Origin of the sequence: Bacteroides sp. AF32-8BH (assembly GCF_003435205.1) — a bacterium.
Lineage (GTDB): Bacteria > Bacteroidota > Bacteroidia > Bacteroidales > Bacteroidaceae > Bacteroides > Bacteroides ovatus.
This window is the reverse complement of record NZ_QVLZ01000050.1, coordinates 1-17,068: the sequence shown is the minus strand read 5'-3', so window position 1 is coordinate 17,068 and position 17,068 is coordinate 1. Positions and strand designations below refer to the sequence as shown.

Here is a 17,068-nt window from a genome sequence, read left to right as displayed (position 1 = left end):
GCTGTTCTTTTTAGTGGTTACACTATTAGCACAATCGAAAATGGGGGATTACTTAAAAGAAACACAAGAAAAATGCAATAAAAATAGTTTTTTTTATTTCGAGCAGGGTCAGATAGATTTGGTGTTCCACAGTTCGTACGGAAATATTGAGTGCTTGTGCTATCTCCATATTACTCATATTGTTGATGCGGCTCATTTCAAAAACTTTTCTGCGGCGTTCGGGAAGGCGGTCGAGAATTAGGCGGATGATTAATAGTGCTTCTTTATAATAGATAGGGTCGAGAGTATCTTCGGATTTTAGTAAGTCTTCGATTAGATATTTCTGCGATAATTGTTCCTGATAGGATTGTTCCAGTCTTTTGCGTTTGATGAAATTGAAAGTTGTGTTTTTAGTCATGGCGTAGATATACTGGCCTATGTCTTTGTTTTCCAGCCAGACCTCCGGTTGTGTCCATAATTTAGCGAACACATCCTGAATGATATCTTCTGCGTCCTCTTCAGATTTGAGCAAGTTTATAGCGAAATATTTAACAGCGGAATAGTGCGTGGTAAATATAATTTCGAATTGGCGGGCTAGATGAATAGGGTCTTGGTTTTGGCTCATAGGTTTATCAGGTCTGTTGGTATGAGACAAATGTATGTAAATAATTCAACAATACTAAGAAGCCAAGATTAGTATGCGAAAAAGGAAACTAAAAAAACGACTTCAAGTTCTGTGTTTTTATGAACTCTTAACTGTGAAAAGGAAAAAAATAGTGACGCTATCCAGTAGGGATGGCGTCACTATTCGAGTGAGATGGTGACGGTATACCAATGTGATACCGTCACTATTTTTAGATATGTATTTTACCAGTTTCTTTTCACTGTGCGGTAACCGTAGCCGATAATTACAAGAAAACAGATGAACGGAAGAATAAATGAAACATTGACAGCCGGTAACCACGCTATTTGTTCCAAATCAATGATGCTTGCCTGTAGCGGTGGAAGAACAGAACCTCCCAGGATAGCCATAATAAGGCCGGCAGCTCCGAACTTCGCATCATCTCCCATACCTTTCAAGGCAATACCGTAGATGGTAGGGAACATCAATGACATACAAGCCGATACTGCTACCAGACAATACATTCCGAAGATATTTTGAAGGAAGATTACACCTAAAGTGAAAATACCTCCAAAGATAGCAAGAATCATCAGCAATTTACCCGCATTGAGATAGCGCAGAATGAACGTACAGATAAAACGGCTAATACAGAATATCACCATTGCTATGATATTATATTGTTGAGATAGTACTTCCGCACTTTTCTCGTCCATACCTTGTGACATGAACAAGCGTGTTCCATACTGAATGATGAAAGTCCAGCACATAATTTGTGCACCTACATAGAAAAATTGGGCAATCACACCTTCACGATAACGCGTTTGGGTGAAAATACGTTTCAGTGTAGGGAAGAAGTCTATTCTATGATTCTGATCTCCATTCTTAGGCATCTTGACGAATCGTATCAGAAGCAACATGGCTACGATAATCAGTCCGATAATGAGATAAGGAGCAATCAGGACGCTAAGGTCGCTTTCTTTGATTGCTTGAAATTCGCAGTCGTTAAGCAATGCGCGGTCTTCGGTACACATCGGATGCAATTTCGCTTGAATGAACTGCATGGCTACATACATTCCGAGAAGTGACCCCATCGGGTTGAAAGACTGTGCAAGGTTCAATCGCCGGGTAGCTGTTTCTTCCGTTCCCATGGAAAGAATATACGGATTACAGCTTGTTTCGAGGAAAGATAATCCGCAGGTCAGAATAAAATAAGCAATCAGAAACGGATAGTACTCACCCGTCATTTTGGCGGGGAAGAATAAGAAGGCTCCGAAAGCATACATACCCAGTCCTAACAAAACACCTGCTTTGTAGGAATATTTGCGGATGAAGATGGCAGCCGGGAAAGCCATTGCAAAGTAGCCTCCATAGAAGGCAACCTGTACCAATGCCCCGTCGGTGGCACTCATCCGGAAGATTTTAGAGAATGCCTTTACCATCGGATTGGTAATGTCATTGGCAAATCCCCATAACGCAAAACAGGAGGTAATGAGAATAAAAGGTATAAGATAACTGATGCCATCTTTCGAAATGATGGACTGCTTGGTGTGTTTCATGGTTGTTTCTGGTATTTTTTTAAGTATTATACAAATGGAACATTCTTTCCATCGGTTTCCATTTCTCGGCGGAACTCATTCCGGGTGCGGCTTGTTGGAAGATAGCCATATATTCTTCCCACTCTTGTTGGCGGGGAAGGGTGTTCAGGCGTTCCATTGCCTTGTTCCAGTCAAAATCAAGGGGAGTTTCGACGATCATAAACAGTCGGGTTCCCAGGATATAAATTTCCATTTCCAGGATGCCAACTTCCCGGATACCGGCAAGAATTTCCGGCCATGCTTCCGCCTGGCTATGTCTTTTCCGATATTCGGCGATTAGTTCCGGAGAATCGCGTAAATCAAGGGTTTGGCAATATCGTTTGACGGGAACGTCATAAGATTGAACCTGATAACCGGTTTTAGATGTTTCCATATACTTTTATTTTTTAGGATAATATACTTGTGGTGTAACGCTGCGAGTGACAATTTCCCGCAATTCACGAAGATCGGCAATTTCTCCTTTAGCCATTGCCTGCGTCAGGATGTTTCCCATTGCAGTGGCTTCCACCGGACCTGCATAAACAGGAATACCGAGTTCGTCAGCTGTCAGTTGGTTGAGCAACTTATTTTGTGATCCTCCTCCGATGATATTTAACTGACGGATTGGAGCGGGGAGGCAACGGTTGAGCTGTTCCACAGCCAGCCGATATCTGAAAGCTAATGACTGGAGCACACATCGTACAGTCTCTGCCTTGTTTTGGGGAATTTGCAAAGCATGATTCCGGCAATAATGAATAAGCGCGTTCTCCATATTTTCCGGATTCATGAATATGGTGTCGTCTACAGGGATGATTGTATCAATCTCGGCTTCGGCTGCTTGCGGGATGATTATATCATAATCTTGTTCCTCGCCACACGCTTTCCACTCGCTCATCAAGCGTTGCAGAATCCATAATCCTGTTATATTCTGGAGGAAACGGATTTTGCCGTCTACACCTCCTTCATTGGTGAATTGAGCTTTTCTTGCTTCTTCCGTTAATATGGGTTCGTCCACTTCAACTCCCAGTAACGACCAAGTGCCGGAACTAAGGAAAGCGATAGGACTTTCTGCAGCAGGAACAGCAGCTACGGCACTGGCTGTATCATGTGAACCTACGGCAATAACGTCTACGGCACCCAGTCCGGTTTCGCGTGCAATATCCTCTTTCAGAGTGCCTCTGATTGTTCCGGGAAGAATGATTTTACCGAACAGATGTTCGGGAAGACCTAAGCTATGTATGGTATCGAATGACCAGTTGCGTGATTTGGCGTTGAGTAATTCAGAGGTGGAGGCGATACAATATTCATTATTGGCTACCCCTGTCAGGAAATAACTGAAGAGATCGGGCATGAATAAAAGTTGCCTGGCAACTTCCAACTGTGCATCTTGATTTTGCTTCATGCTGTAAAGTTGAAACAGCGTATTGATAGGCATCACCTGAATACCGGTTTCGGCATAATGTCGATGTTCATCCATGCACTTGAATACTTCTGCCGGCATTCCCTCTGTTCTTGCATCCCGGTAACAGACTGGATTTCCTAATAGGTTTCCATGTTTGTCAATCAGTCCGAAATCCACTCCCCAAGTGTCAATACCAATACCTTTTACGGCATATCCTTTTTGTGCAGCCAGTTTTAGTCCGGTTTTCATATCTTCGAACAGAGCCGGGAAGTCCCAGTAAATATGATTGCCTAGTTTGACCTGCCGGTTGGAGAAGCGGTATATCTCTTCCAATTCCAGCCTGCCGTTAAGAAGAAAGCCGGCGATGATTCGCCCGCTGCCGCCTCCGAAGTCTGCTGCTAAATAAGTATGTTTGATGGTATCTTTCATGGTAATATGCCTGGATATTAGTTGGTTTTCTTTCCTAATACGTAGATTTCCAGGTCTTCAATTTCTGCCGGTGTGAGCACTGAATAATCACCGCCGGATTGAACAATGATGCGACAAGCCATTTCGAAAAAAGTAGCCCGTTCATATACTTGGTCGAAGTCTTTTCCGCACACCACTTGTCCGTGGTTGGTCAGTAAAACCGAGTTATGCTTTTGCATGGCTTCTACCACGGCTTTCGCCAGTTCCGGTGAGCCGGGACGATAATACGGAATCACAGGTATTTCTGAACCTACATGGCAAGGAATTTCTGCTGTTACGTTGAAATTTGCCGGCTTGTTCTTCATGCAGGAGACAGCGGTGGCATATTCCGATTGGAAATGGAGAACGACATTGACGTCCAGACGTTCACGGAGAATACCCAAATGGAATGTACTTTCCATAGAGGGTTTTACACCATTGGCAGGAATGCCGCTGGCAATATGGCAGATTGAAACCTTTTCTTTGCCAAGTGTGGGAACCCAGGAACCCGTACCGGAAATCAATGCTTCTTCGCCGATTCTCCAGGAAAGGTTACCGCTGCTGCAAAGCATTAACTTTGCATCCCCGTAACGATGTGCTTGTGCAATGAACTGTTCAATATGTTCGTTAGTAATCATAGTCTTACTTATTTAAGTCGCTGTAGGGGGCGGGGCTATCCCGACATTTGTTATGTGTCGGGTGGGGGACCCCGTCCCTACGAACGGCAAAGTTAAAATATTTATTTATACAGGACGAAAAAAACTTGTTTATTTATAAATAGGACCATAAGTTGCACAAGCTCTGTAATCTGATCCTTCTTTGTCCATGCCGAAAGCATTCCAGGCAGCCGGGCGGAACATCTGATCTTCTTCTACATTGTGCATGCATACCGGGATGCGGAGCATGGAAGCAAGAGTGATTAAGTCCTGGCCGATGTGTCCATAGCTGATGGCGCCATGATTGGCTCCCCAGTTATTCATGACTGAATATACGTCTTTGAAAGCCGGTTTATCACACAAACGGGGCACAAACCAGGTGGTAGGCCATGTCGGGTCTGTACGCATATTGAGTTTCTGATGGATTTCCGGATCAATTTCCACTGTCCAACCTTCTGCGATTTGCAGGACAGGGCCTAAGCCTTTAATCAGGTTGAGGCGCATCATGGTAACAGGCATTCCGCCTTTTGACAGGAAGTTGGACGAGAAGCCACCCCCACGGAAGTAGTCACGGTCTGCCGGATACCAGGTCGTTGCTTTGAGACAGTTCTCTACATCAGCGTCCGTCAGGTTCCATGGTTCTTTCATAACCGGATTGCCTGCTGCGTCTAATGATTGGCCGGAACCGTCGAGAGTCGTTGCACCGGAATTGATAAGATGGATGATACCGTTTGCTGCCAATCCGCTCAACTCTTTGCCGGTTACACGTTTCACGGCTTCAGGACTCCAGTAAGTACGTACGTCGGAGAATATTTGTGCACGGTTGGTCAATAGATGTCCGAACAACATGGCTACACCGTTGCAGGCATCATTTTCGGTAGCTACCACAAATGCTTCACGGATACCATTCCAGTCAAAAGAGGTATTGAGTAAAGCTTCCGGATAGTCACCGTTAGGATAGAAGTCTGTCCATTGGCGTTGTCCCTGGAAACCGGCTGCAATGGCATTGTGTCCCAAAGCCTCTTCCTTGAATCCCATTTCTTTCAATTTGGGATTTCCGGTCATCAAGTCGCGCATGATAATCGTCATCTTTACAATGAATTCCCAATCAGCATCTTTCTGTTCACGGGTTTTACGTTTTTCAGGACGGTTCTTGAAGTCTTCACCTTCGTTTGTCTTGCAATTTTTTTCAGTCCAGGCCATGGCTTTGGCGTATTCTTCGTGGTCATAGATGCCTTCGTCCATTCGACGGATGATTTCTGTGAGGTCTATTGACTCATTACGCATTCCCAAATACTCTTGGAAGAAATCAGGATTAACGATAGAACCGGCGATACCCATAGATACACTACCCATTGACAGGTAAGATTTGCCTCTCATCGTAGCTACTGCCTGTGCAGCGCGTGCAAAACGAAGAATCTTTTCCGATACATCTTCAGGGATTGTATTATCGTCCAGATCTTGAACGTCGCGTCCGTAGATACCGAATGCGGGAAGGCCTTTTTGTGCGTGTCCGGCAAGTACGGCAGCAAGGTATACAGCTCCCGGACGTTCTGTGCCGTTGAATCCCCAGACAGCTTTCGGATAATGCGGGTTCATATCCATCGTTTCAGCACCATAGCACCAGCAAGAAGTGACGGTAATGGTAGAGCCGACCCCTTCTCTTTCAAACTTTTCCGCACAAGCGGCACTTTCGGCTACGCGTCCGATCGTGCTATCGGCTATAACACATTCTACCGGACTGCCATCACCGTTTTTCAGGTTGCTGCTGATTAACTCGGCTACTGCTTTTGCTAAATTCATTGTTTTCTCTTCAAGGCTTTCGCGAACGCCACCTTGGCGACCATCGATTGTGGGACGAATCCCGATTTTCGGATACTTTTTCATGGTTTCTATCTATTAAAGGATTAATTAATATCTGTGCTGAACTGTGCTGATGTCTTCGCAAAAAAAAAATTAAAGTGACTTTCGAAGCCTTACTTCCGTTGGTAAGAACTTCTGAACCGGTACATTATTAAGAACGAAATTGGCCGCTTCGTTTCCCATCATTTCCCAATCAATACTCAATGAGGTTATTCCTTCGTCAATCACTTCGTAGGAAGGAATATCATTATACGCTAACAGACCGAAATCTTTTCCGCATTTCAGCCCTTCCAATCTTCCTTGTTTCACCACTTTTACTACATCTTGTTGCTTGATGGCGATATAGGCAACTCCCTTACGTACGATCAGATTCTCAATATCCTCCTGTATTTCACAGAGGAATCCTTGCTCCTGACAGAAACGGGTAAAATACACCTTACTGCTTTGGGGATGTTTCAGGCTTTTGGGAAACAAAAAAACGAGCTGGTGATAGTTCTTCAATCTTTCCTTGAGCAGATTCAATGCCTGATAGAAAAATTCATCAAAATCCTGGCAGATATATGAATACTTTTCTTTTTCGAATTTGCCGAAATCAAGGAGTAGTAATCTTGAAGGATTAATTTTATTGAGAACAGTGCTGAATTTTTCGTTATCGAAATTCATCACGATGTATTTGTTGTATTTCCCGATGGATTCCCGGAGGATCGTATTGAACAACCGTTCGTTGTATTGATGAAATAATAAGTCTACCTTATAGTTGATAGGCAGATGTCTGACGAAACTGTTATATAAGGCTTCTTTGAAAGGAGTATATTGGTCGAGCAGCAATAAGACATTGGTCACCTGGCTCGTCACATAATAACCCTTGCCGGGAGTGGAGTCGATCAAGCCTCGTTCGCGTAAATCAAGGAAAGCCTTGAAAACGGTGTCGCGTGATACTCCGTATTGAGCACTCAACTGATTGATGGAAGGCAAAGAATCTCCTTCAAGAAATTCTTTTCTGGAAATCGCCTGGCTAAGTGCGTCCGCTAGTTGCGTAACCTTGCTTGCCTGTTGTCCGAATGTTGCCTTTTTATCAATTCGTTTCATATTCGAAAAATAAATAACACTATGCTGAACTATGCTGATGCAAAGAAAGGCATTTTATTCTGAACGGAATAAATAATTTGATATGTTTTATAGCAGAAAACAATAAAAAAATCCCCTCCGGCGGACCGGAGAGGATTTATAGCTTTTCCTGATTTCTTGTTCGGAATCTGCTGAAATTTATTCAGCAGCAGCTTCTGTTGCAGGAGCTTCTTCAGCCGGAGCTGCAGCTTCCTCTGCAGGTGCTTCAGCAGCAGCTTTTTCAGCAGCTTCAGCAGCTTTCTTTTCAGCGAGTGCTTTTGCTTTCACTTCGTTGATCTTCTTTTCTGCTTCCAGACGTGCTTTTGCTTCAGCTTTCTTAGCTTCGTCTTGTTTAGCCTTCAAAGTAGCCAAACCTGACTGTTTGTTGTTTTTCCAAGCTTCGAATTTAGCTTCAGCTTCTGCTTCTCCGAATGCGCCTTTTGCTACACCGCCCAGAAGATGTTTCTTCATGTAAACTCCTTCACGAGAAAGAATGTTACGTACAGTGTCACTTGGTTGTGCACCTTTCAGTACCCATGCCAATGCAGCGTCGAAATTCAAATCTACTGTAGCAGGATTGGTGTTAGGGTTGTAAGTACCAATCTTCTCAATAAATTTACCATCACGTGGTGCTCTGCTGTCTGCAATTACAATTGAATAGAACGCGTAACTTTTACGTCCGTGTCTCTGCAATCTGATTCTAGTTGCCATTTTAAATAATTGTTTTTAATGATTGATTTGAATTATACTATTATCTCGTAATAGCGGGCACAAAGATACGGCTTTTCTTTTGATTGACAAACATTTCGCATCTTTTTTACGAATACCGTTTCGGATAGCGGAACAAAATTGCTAGCAGGGCGCATGCTCCCATTGTAAACGGATAGTAGAGATTTCCGATGATACTGATGGGGGAGATACTGGCAAGTCCCGCTGCAATCAGCATCTGCGCTCCGTATGGAATAATCCCTTGTATCAGGCAGGAGAAAGTATCGAGGATACTGGCTGTTTTTCTTCGGTCGAGATGGAATTTCACGGCAATATCTTTGGCAATCGGTCCTGTTGTTATAATGGCAATCGTGTTGTTGGCTGTACATAAGTTGGCGATACTTACCAGGGCGGCAATGCTTAGTTCGGCTCCTCTTTTACCATTGACGTGGCGGGTGAGTTTCCGGATAATGAAATCGATACCACCGTTATAACGGATGGTTTCGAGCATCCCTCCGGCCAATAGAGTGATAATAATCAGTTCTCCCATTCCTGTAATTCCCATTCCCATGGCACCAAACCAGTCGAAAATTCCAAAGCTGCCGGTCGCGATGCCAATGATGCCACTTGTCAATATACCTATTATGAGTACGAGCATCACGTTCATTCCGGCAATGGCTGTTCCTAATACTATTATATAAGGTATAACTTTGATCCATTCAATGGTCTGTGTTTGGGCGGGAGCGGTAATGAATAGTCCCTGAAATATGTAAATTCCCAACACAATGATGGCTGCCGGGACGACAATCATAGAATTTACACGGAATTTATCGCGCATTACACATTCCTGGGTTTTTGTCGAAGCGATGGTGGTGTCGGAGATAAAAGATAAGTTGTCTCCGAAAAAAGAACCGCCTACTACGACGGCTACCATAAAGGGGAGAGCTATTTCTGTCTTTTCTGCCAGTCCTACGGCAACGGGAGTAAGGGCGACGATAGTTCCTACGCTGGTTCCGATGGATAAAGAGATGAAACAGGCGGCAATGAAGATGCCTGCCAGTAACAGGTTATCCGGCAGAATATGCAGTGTCAGATTGACAGTGGCATCGATTGCTCCCATTTGTTTCGCACTATGAGCAAAGGCTCCGGCAAGAATGAATATCCATATCATCAGGAGGATATTTTTATTGGCAGCTCCCACGGAGAACTGATAGATGCGTTGGTCTAGTTTCAATCCTTTGGTAATAGCAATGGCGTAGCAGGAAGAAACAAGGAAAGCCACCGTGATAGGCACTTTATAAAAGTCGTTGACAAGAATGGAAGTTACCAGGTAAAGGCATAAGAATACGAGCAACGGACTTAATGCCCACCAACTTCCGGTGCGGTTTTTATGTATTTTTTCTTCAGTCATAAATGGAATATGTAGATATTCGTTTTTTGCTTTTGGTTCTCTGTCTCTTAAAGTAAAATAATACGCTTCTGCATGATTTCCGTCAGTTGTGCTTTCAACAGGCGGGCATTGATAGGTTTAGGCATATAGCCGTCAAAACCGCTTTCCATCACCCGTTGTTCATCCGAAGCATAGGCAAAAGCCGTAATGGCGATAATAGGTACCTTGGCAGAATATTTGCGTATTTCTTTAGTTGCCTCGTAACCGTCCATGACCGGCATATTGATGTCCATCAATATAATCTGCGGATTATATTGCTTGAACATTTCCACCGCCTCTTGTCCATCCCAGGCATGAATTAATTGATACTCTCCCTTTAGTATGGATGCGAACAGTTTGTAGTTACTTTCATTATCCTCGGCAATCAGAATGGTAAACTTGTTTTTTTCTATACTTATCGGCTGAATTTCCTCTTTTTTTATGCTTTCTTCTACGGCTATTGCGGCTTTATATGGCAGCGTGAACCAGAATGTTGAGCCTTTGCCCTCTTCCGAGTCTACTCCGATGGTACCTCCCATGTGTTCTACCAGAGTCTGGCAGATAGAAAGTCCCAGGCCAGTGCCTTGTTCGAAACTATTTAATTTGACGAAGCGTCCGAAAATGCTCTTTTGCTTGTCTTTGGGAATGCCACAGCCAGTATCGCTGACATAAAAATAGATCTCTTTGCCGCGGAGTTCATAGCCAAAACGAATGTATCCTTCAGTGGTGAATTTGATGGCATTACTTATCAGGTTGATGAGCAATTGTGACAGCCTGTTCTTCTCTGTATGGATAAAGCAATTTTTCTCTGCCAGATGGCAGGTTAGCTGTACTTTTTCAGATTTTATTTTTAATTGTAATGAGCTCGTTAACTCGTTCAGCATTTTGTTCAAGTCTATGTTGGAATATTGAAATTCCAATGTTCCGGCTTCAATCTTTGATAAATCAAGAATGTCGCTGATTAATTGTAATAACAAGGTATTATTGTTTTCAATGATGCTCACATATTCCTGCTTTTCCTCTTCCTCGTCTGTTGAAGCCAATATGCCGGAGAAACCGACAATAGCGTTGAGGGGAGTACGGATTTCATGGCTCATATTGGCGAGGAAGGCAGACTTCAGACGATTGGATTCTTCTGCCCGGTCTCTGGCTGTGGTCAATTCCATTTCCATCTTTTTCCGTGTGGTGATGACTAGTGAAGAACCGACCAGGGTGAGCGGCTTGCCGTTTTCGTCACGGGTCTCTACAGCGGCTTGAGCTTCCACCCATTCGATTCTGTGAATGTTATTCTGTACATTGATAACCCGGTATTCTTCCCTGACTTTATCCGATCGCCCTTCTATCAGGTCATCATAGGCTTTTTCTACCCGTTTACGGTCTTCTTTGAATATCTTTGAGAAATATTGGGAATCGGGCACTGCCAATTGTTCTTCATTCACGTCTTTATCGTTTGTGCTAAGCTCAATAGGCCTATTGATGTCGCAAAGTATGGTTTTGCTTCGCAAATCCCATTTCCAAGGCACGATATTGGCTACGTCCAGTGCCATTGCCAGTTTATTGTTGGTAGCACTTAGTTTTTGTTGTGCTTTGTGTAGTTCGGTGCTGTCCAGGCAGAAAATATCGACAATATTGTTGTGGTGAGTTCCTTTTAGTACTACATCATAGAAGGTGTCTATCTGTTTGAAATAATAGGGGAAAGTGATAGCCTTGTTTTCCGCAAGTGACATTTTGGTGAAATGCAGGAACTCCGGCATGGATTCAGGGAATATTTCACTGGCTTTCTTGCCTACTACATCTTCTTTACGGAAGAAACTTTTCTCGAAATGAGCGTTGACATTCCGGTATACAAGTTCTATCGGAGTGCCTTCTTCATTCATGATTAACTCTTCTTGCATATACAATATAGGCATATTGTTAATCAGGTTTTTGTAAGAAGTCATTGTGTCAATCTCTTTCTGTTGTATTTTCTTGAGCTTATTCAGATGACTGATGCGGTATTGGAAGAATAGGGCAAGCAGTATGAAGCAGACTATGGTTCCTAAAATAAAGTATCCGTACTGTTCCCAAAACGTAGGCGGCTTGTTAAAGAAAATAGTGCCCGGGGGACATAAGTATGGCGACATTCCTTTACGTAGCAAAACATTGTAGTTGATAGTCGGAGCGGCATCTGAAGGCTCGTAAAAAGGTATCTCGGATGCTTGTTTGCCATTCAATATTGATTGGATCGTTTGTATGATTTTCTGGCTGTATGCATGTTGATCGTAGATGTATCCGCCAATTATTCCTCCTGCGTTGTCCTTGATTGTCATCATCCCAAGGCTGAACAGAGGTGCGGAAGTCGTTGAGACTAACAGGTGTGAATTTGTAACTAGCGAGGTGTTGCCGGCAAAGGTGTGTTTGTAAAACCATGAAGAGAAAAGTATTCCTGTTGTTTTAGGATCAACGGTGTAAAGGGTGTCCAGCAAATGATTGGTTTGCATCTTCCGGGGCGATATGAATTGATAATTGATGTCGGGATGGCTCTTTTTCAATTCTTGTTTGATAACCATATTGTAAGTCTGGTTGTTTTGCCGTTCATCACCGATAAATATGAAATTTTTAATATCGGGAGTCATTCGGCAAATCAGGTCTATATTTTCTTTAATATAGAAATTGGAATGTAGGAAAGTGAGATTGTAAGGCTGCGCCATATCTGCAATCGGGGTTCTTGCAGTCAACTCAACAGGCTTCTTTTGGAGATAAAATTCCTTCGGGCCGATGTAATCTTCTTCAGCACATAGTATAATCGGAATATTTCCCCACATCTTTCTGAAGTCGTCCCGTAATATCATGCTGGAGTTTCCGAGTAATATCAACATACGCGGAGAATGTCGCTTGTATTTTTCCAGAACTGCCTGTCTGAATTCATTCAAAGTGGAGTCTGTGTCCATCATTAGCATGTTCATGTGTTCGGTATAGAGTGCTAATTGAGGCGAATTCTGGGCATATTCGGTAATGGCTGAAATCATTCTGAAGCTCCAGGGAGCTGCTTCTGTATATGAATTAATGATTAAAAGATAATTTGACGAGTTCACTGAATCTTTTTGAGCTAGAATCGGTGATATGTAGGAAAAAGCTAATAGACAGAAAGACAAAAATAATTTTATTATATATGAGTTAATTATTTGGGTTTGAAAAAGAGTTGTCATTTTTTATTTAATTTTCTGGTGGCTTATTAAGTTTATGCATTGGCAAAAGTATTAATAATAAATGAATTAAACTTGATTCTGACCATAAAAAATGAATGAAAAAAAGACTTCAGGTCTTTTTCTGATTAACGGGCTTTTTATTCAATTTTATAGGGATACGCTTTTGTAGGGATGAGTAAACCAAAAACGCGAGCCGGTTCCCATCTCGGATTCCACTCCAATAGTGCCGCCGAGATGTTCGATAATGCTCCTGCAAATAGACAGCCCTAAGCCTGTGCCTTTTGAGAATGAATTGAGTTTCACAAAGCGGTCGAATACCCGGTCTACTTTGTCCGGTTCAATCCCCATTCCTGTATCAGCTACGGAAAATTCAATTTCACAGGTATCTTCTTTCAGATGATATTCAAGAAGAATCTGTCCCTTATTTGTAAATTTGAGGGCATTGTTGATAAAGTTTGTGATAACCTGCATCAGGCGTTTCTTGTCAGTATAGATATAAAAATTGGGTAGGGTGAGGGCTAGTAAAACTGGTACCGGCTTATCTTCTTTTATATCATAATTGCGTATAATATCTTCACAGAAGCTCTTAATGTCCAGATAATCCATGGTGAAGTCGAGTGTTCCAGCTTCTATTTTTGATAAGTCGAGAATGTCGGATATCAGTTGTAAAAGAAGTTCGGTGTTTTCTTGCATGATATCGACATAATCCTGACGTTCCTTTTTGTCATCCGATTCGACCAGTAAACTGGCAAAGCCGACAATCGCATTGAGCGGAGTACGGATTTCATGACTCATATTGGCGAGGAAGGCTGATTTTAAGCGGTCCAGGTTTTCCGCTTTTTCTTTGGCTATCCTTAGTTCTTCTTCTATTGTTTTTTGGTGGTCAATATCAACGCTGGTAATCACGTGTGCCATCTGTCCGTCTATCCAGGCAAATGCTGCACTGAATACCCGGAACCAACATTTGTCGAACGGGCGTTGGTAATCCCAGGAATATACCTTGGTTGGCAGCCCGTTTTCATCTATCAAATGTTTCTTAGGACAAAACTCACATTCTCCGGTTTTATCTTTATATAGAGCCTGCCAGCATTTTTTTCCTTCAAAGTGTTCGATACCTCCATAAGGAGCGGCCATAGATTCATTGGCATATAGCATATCATGGGAATCAAAAGAGTTTACGTAGATGTCAACCCCCATATTATTCATGATGCTGCTTAACGTCTTGCTCGCCCGTACTTCTCTTTCTTTATATTCCCGCACTGCTATTTCCTTGGAGAGGGAGCCTAAAATGAGATGAATCATTTGCAGTTCTTCATCGGTGAAAGATATTGCATGTTCTCTGTCTCCAAATCCGATGAATCCGATAATTTTTCCTTCGGAGTCTTGAATTTGCCGGATTAGTAATGAATCGACTTTATAGAAATCCACGATGTCTACATCATCCCAAGAAGTATTTTGGTTTCTGCAAGCATAAAAAGGTTTGTTCTTTCCATTTGCACGGACAACATGTTGATTGGTCATTTCGCTGATTTCAAAACGTTGTCGCAAAACGTTGTCGTTATTTCCGACAGTTTCCTTTAGATAGAAGTAGCGAAATCCGTCAGTTTGATAAATGAATCCTCTTTTAAAGCCATAGTATTCGCAAATATCCGTAAGTGATTCTGTGATTTTTTTCTCAATAGAGTCACAGCTATTCAGTCTTTCTAAAAAATGAAGTAAAAATGCATTGTAATTCTCTCTTTCTCTAATCATATTGTTTTAGGCATCTTGTTTGGTTATTTAAACTCGGAAGGAGTATGCTGTTTATCTCTTTCAAGTCTTCAAGCTGCTAATATACGGACTTTTAAAAAATGATGAACGCTGTTTCAGATTTTTTGTAATGTTCCGTTTTCCTTTTTCTTGGTACGAAAAGAGAATGTGATATATGATATTTCCCTTGGATTTTAGTTAACTAACAATAATCATTTGAGAAATAAAGGAGTGAACACTTGTGCGGATTTATTGAATTGAATAATGATTGGGGAAGTTAGTCGGTCATTGAATTTTTTGAATCTGTAAGTGATTGATTATTAATGCGCAATAAATGTACATTTTTCCTTTAAAACCAACGGGTCGTTCCTTTAAAAGAAACGACCCGTTGTACACCGAGAAACACACTGTTGCTTTTAAAGGAACGTGCTTTTTCATCTTCGGATGCGTAGATTAATATAATAATGTTTATATTTATTGTTTTATATCTACGTTGCAAACATTATTTTAATGCTTCGATAACCTGTGGCATCATTGTCCAAATGGTGTTTTCATCTTGAGCAGTAAAAAAGTTGCCATCTATCTCTGATTTCTTATCGGTAGCTGTTCCGTTTTGAATAGCTGGTTTAGCTAATGGGTGAACTGCTACTTTCTTCCCTTTGGTAATTCCGGTAAAGTCAAACATCATTGCACCGGCACAATGTCCGATCATCATTTTCCCTTTATCTCCGAAAGTTTTAATGACTTGCATCAAATCTACGTTATAGGGTTTATCGGCATTCTGCTGAAATACAGGTACTGCATCCCCACAAGAGAAAACGAGTGCATCGAATTCATCTTCGTGTCCCTTCAAATTAGCGATCACATCGTCTGCTGTCAGGCTGATTCCTGAATTTGTTTTAATCTCCTTCGTATCCGATACGGCAAATACTTTATATGAAATGCCATTCTCGAAAAACGCTTCCAAATATTGGAATAATCCACAACCATTTACCGGATTCACTGCTAAAACTGCAACTTTCTTTGCCATAATCATAATTATTTAAATGAAACAATAGTTATTATTAGTAAGTTTATTACTTTTGTGATGCAAATGTATCTTTCTAGTTTGAGAAATGCAATAACGTACTTGAAAATAAGGAAGTTACATAGAGGTAACTATTGTTGGAACTCAATAAAATACAAAACGTTAAAGAATGAAAAACTTTCATCCGATAGGAAATTGTCCGATAAGAGATGTGCTTAGCCGCTTGGGAGACAAGTGGTCGATGCTGGTGCTTATTACGCTGAACGCAAACGGCACCATGCGTTTTAGTGATATTCATAAAACGATAGAAGATGTTTCACAAAGAATGTTGACTGTAACATTGCGTACTCTGGAATCAGATGGATTGGTTGAACGGAAAGTATATGCTGAAGTACCTCCCCGTGTGGAGTATTGTCTGACAGATACGGGTGGCACTTTGATTCCTCATATTGAAGGACTGGTGGGATGGGCTTTGGAGAATATGGATACTATTTTGGACCATAGACAAATGAGTCGGTAACATTTTTATTTTATGATAAAATAGATAATATGGAGATAAAGCTAGTAACTTCAGATAAAAAAGAATTTCTCGAATTATTACTCTTGGCTGATGAACAGGAAAGTATGATTGACCGGTATTTGGAGCGCGGCGATATGTTCGTTCTTTATGATAACGGATTGAAAGCTCTTTGTGTAGTGACTCGTGAAGGGGAAGGTATTTATGAAATCAAGAATATTGCTACCGTTCCTTTCTTTCAACGGCAGGGGTACGGAAAACGTTTAATCGAATTTTTATTTGAATATTATCAGGGAAAGTGTTCTGAAATGTTAGTGGGTACAGGCGATGTACCTTCTTCCAGATCTTTTTATGAACACTGTGGTTTCACGGTTTCTCACCGGATAAAGAATTTCTTTACTGACAACTACGATCATCCGATGTATGAGGATGGTGTGCAGTTGGTGGATATGATATATTTGAAGAAAACATTTTAGTGTGTAACGAGTGAAGGAAGTTCAATCGTTTGGATGAAATAAAGAATTTTGTTTGTTTATGTTACTATATGAATGAACGGCTTATTTATAACCTCCTATTGTATGAAAACGTGTTTGTCAATTTTTACAATTAAAGACTACGTTCTTAATAAACGTACTTTCGGTTTATAATAAACTTTTTGATAGTTTATTATAAACGGTATCAGAGTTTATTAAAAACTATTTTGAGCATTTTTAGAGATTCTATAGAATGAGTTAAGTAAAAATATAAACAAAATGAGGTTGTGTCAAAACGCTGACACAGCCTTTTTTATGCGCAAAGCC

14 protein-coding genes are annotated in these 17,068 nt (G+C 41.6%); 2 read left to right on the top strand and 12 right to left on the bottom strand.

Annotated features, from left to right (window positions below; all coding sequences use genetic code 11):
* Positions 1 to 52 precede the first annotated feature (52 nt).
* The 12 genes from DWZ47_RS25580 to DWZ47_RS25525 all read right to left on the bottom strand — a co-directional run bounded on the left by DWZ47_RS25580 (position 53) and on the right by DWZ47_RS25525 (position 15,754).
* A complete protein-coding gene (locus tag DWZ47_RS25580) occupies positions 53 to 604 on the bottom strand; it encodes an RNA polymerase sigma-70 factor (RefSeq protein WP_061447568.1) in 552 nt (183 codons plus the stop codon).
* A 242-nt stretch (positions 605 to 846) separates the two neighbouring features.
* Positions 847 to 2,157 carry an L-fucose:H+ symporter permease gene (gene fucP, locus DWZ47_RS25575; protein ID WP_008651791.1) on the bottom strand — a complete coding sequence of 437 codons (1,311 nt, stop codon included), beginning with the start codon at positions 2,155 to 2,157 and terminating at the stop codon, positions 847 to 849.
* Between the two features lie 19 nt (positions 2,158 to 2,176).
* The gene (locus DWZ47_RS25570) at positions 2,177 to 2,569 is read right to left on the bottom strand and encodes an L-rhamnose mutarotase (RefSeq protein WP_117515114.1); all 393 of its coding nucleotides are present in this window, start codon (positions 2,567 to 2,569) and stop codon (positions 2,177 to 2,179) included.
* Between the two features lie 6 nt (positions 2,570 to 2,575).
* Positions 2,576 to 4,006: a rhamnulokinase gene (locus DWZ47_RS25565; RefSeq protein WP_004317804.1), complete on the bottom strand. Its 1,431-nt coding sequence runs from the start codon at positions 4,004 to 4,006 to the stop codon at positions 2,576 to 2,578.
* Between the two features lie 17 nt (positions 4,007 to 4,023).
* Complete coding sequence (locus DWZ47_RS25560) at positions 4,024 to 4,662, bottom strand: class II aldolase/adducin family protein (protein ID WP_004303846.1); 639 nt, start codon at positions 4,660 to 4,662, stop codon at positions 4,024 to 4,026.
* A 129-nt stretch (positions 4,663 to 4,791) separates the two neighbouring features.
* On the bottom strand, positions 4,792 to 6,567 hold the full coding sequence (gene fucI / locus DWZ47_RS25555) for an L-fucose isomerase (protein WP_004303845.1): 1,776 nt from the start codon (positions 6,565 to 6,567) through the stop codon (positions 4,792 to 4,794).
* Positions 6,568 to 6,636: 69 nt separating this feature from the next.
* Positions 6,637 to 7,632 carry a GntR family transcriptional regulator gene (locus tag DWZ47_RS25550; RefSeq protein ID WP_004300173.1) on the bottom strand — a complete coding sequence of 332 codons (996 nt, stop codon included), beginning with the start codon at positions 7,630 to 7,632 and terminating at the stop codon, positions 6,637 to 6,639.
* Between the two features lie 177 nt (positions 7,633 to 7,809).
* Positions 7,810 to 8,361 carry a 30S ribosomal protein S16 gene (locus DWZ47_RS25545; protein ID WP_004325681.1) on the bottom strand — a complete coding sequence of 184 codons (552 nt, stop codon included), beginning with the start codon at positions 8,359 to 8,361 and terminating at the stop codon, positions 7,810 to 7,812.
* A 106-nt stretch (positions 8,362 to 8,467) separates the two neighbouring features.
* On the bottom strand, positions 8,468 to 9,769 hold the full coding sequence (locus tag DWZ47_RS25540; RefSeq protein WP_008651787.1) for a Na+/H+ antiporter NhaC family protein: 1,302 nt from the start codon (positions 9,767 to 9,769) through the stop codon (positions 8,468 to 8,470).
* Positions 9,770 to 9,816: 47 nt separating this feature from the next.
* Entirely contained in the window at positions 9,817 to 12,975 is a 3,159-nt protein-coding gene (locus DWZ47_RS25535; RefSeq protein ID WP_117515112.1) for an ATP-binding protein, read from the bottom strand.
* 147 nt (positions 12,976 to 13,122) lie between these two features.
* A complete protein-coding gene (locus DWZ47_RS25530; RefSeq protein WP_117515110.1) occupies positions 13,123 to 14,727 on the bottom strand; it encodes a GAF domain-containing sensor histidine kinase in 1,605 nt (534 codons plus the stop codon).
* Positions 14,728 to 15,226: 499 nt separating this feature from the next.
* Complete coding sequence (locus DWZ47_RS25525; protein ID WP_004317816.1) at positions 15,227 to 15,754, bottom strand: DJ-1/PfpI family protein; 528 nt, start codon at positions 15,752 to 15,754, stop codon at positions 15,227 to 15,229.
* Positions 15,755 to 15,920: 166 nt separating this feature from the next.
* Between DWZ47_RS25525 and DWZ47_RS25520 the strand changes: the two genes are divergently transcribed.
* Complete coding sequence (locus DWZ47_RS25520; protein WP_004300166.1) at positions 15,921 to 16,271, top strand: winged helix-turn-helix transcriptional regulator; 351 nt, start codon at positions 15,921 to 15,923, stop codon at positions 16,269 to 16,271.
* 29 nt (positions 16,272 to 16,300) lie between these two features.
* Positions 16,301 to 16,744, top strand: coding sequence for a GNAT family N-acetyltransferase (locus DWZ47_RS25515; RefSeq protein ID WP_004300165.1), 444 nt, complete (start codon positions 16,301 to 16,303; stop codon positions 16,742 to 16,744).
* Positions 16,745 to 17,068: the final 324 nt, after the last annotated feature.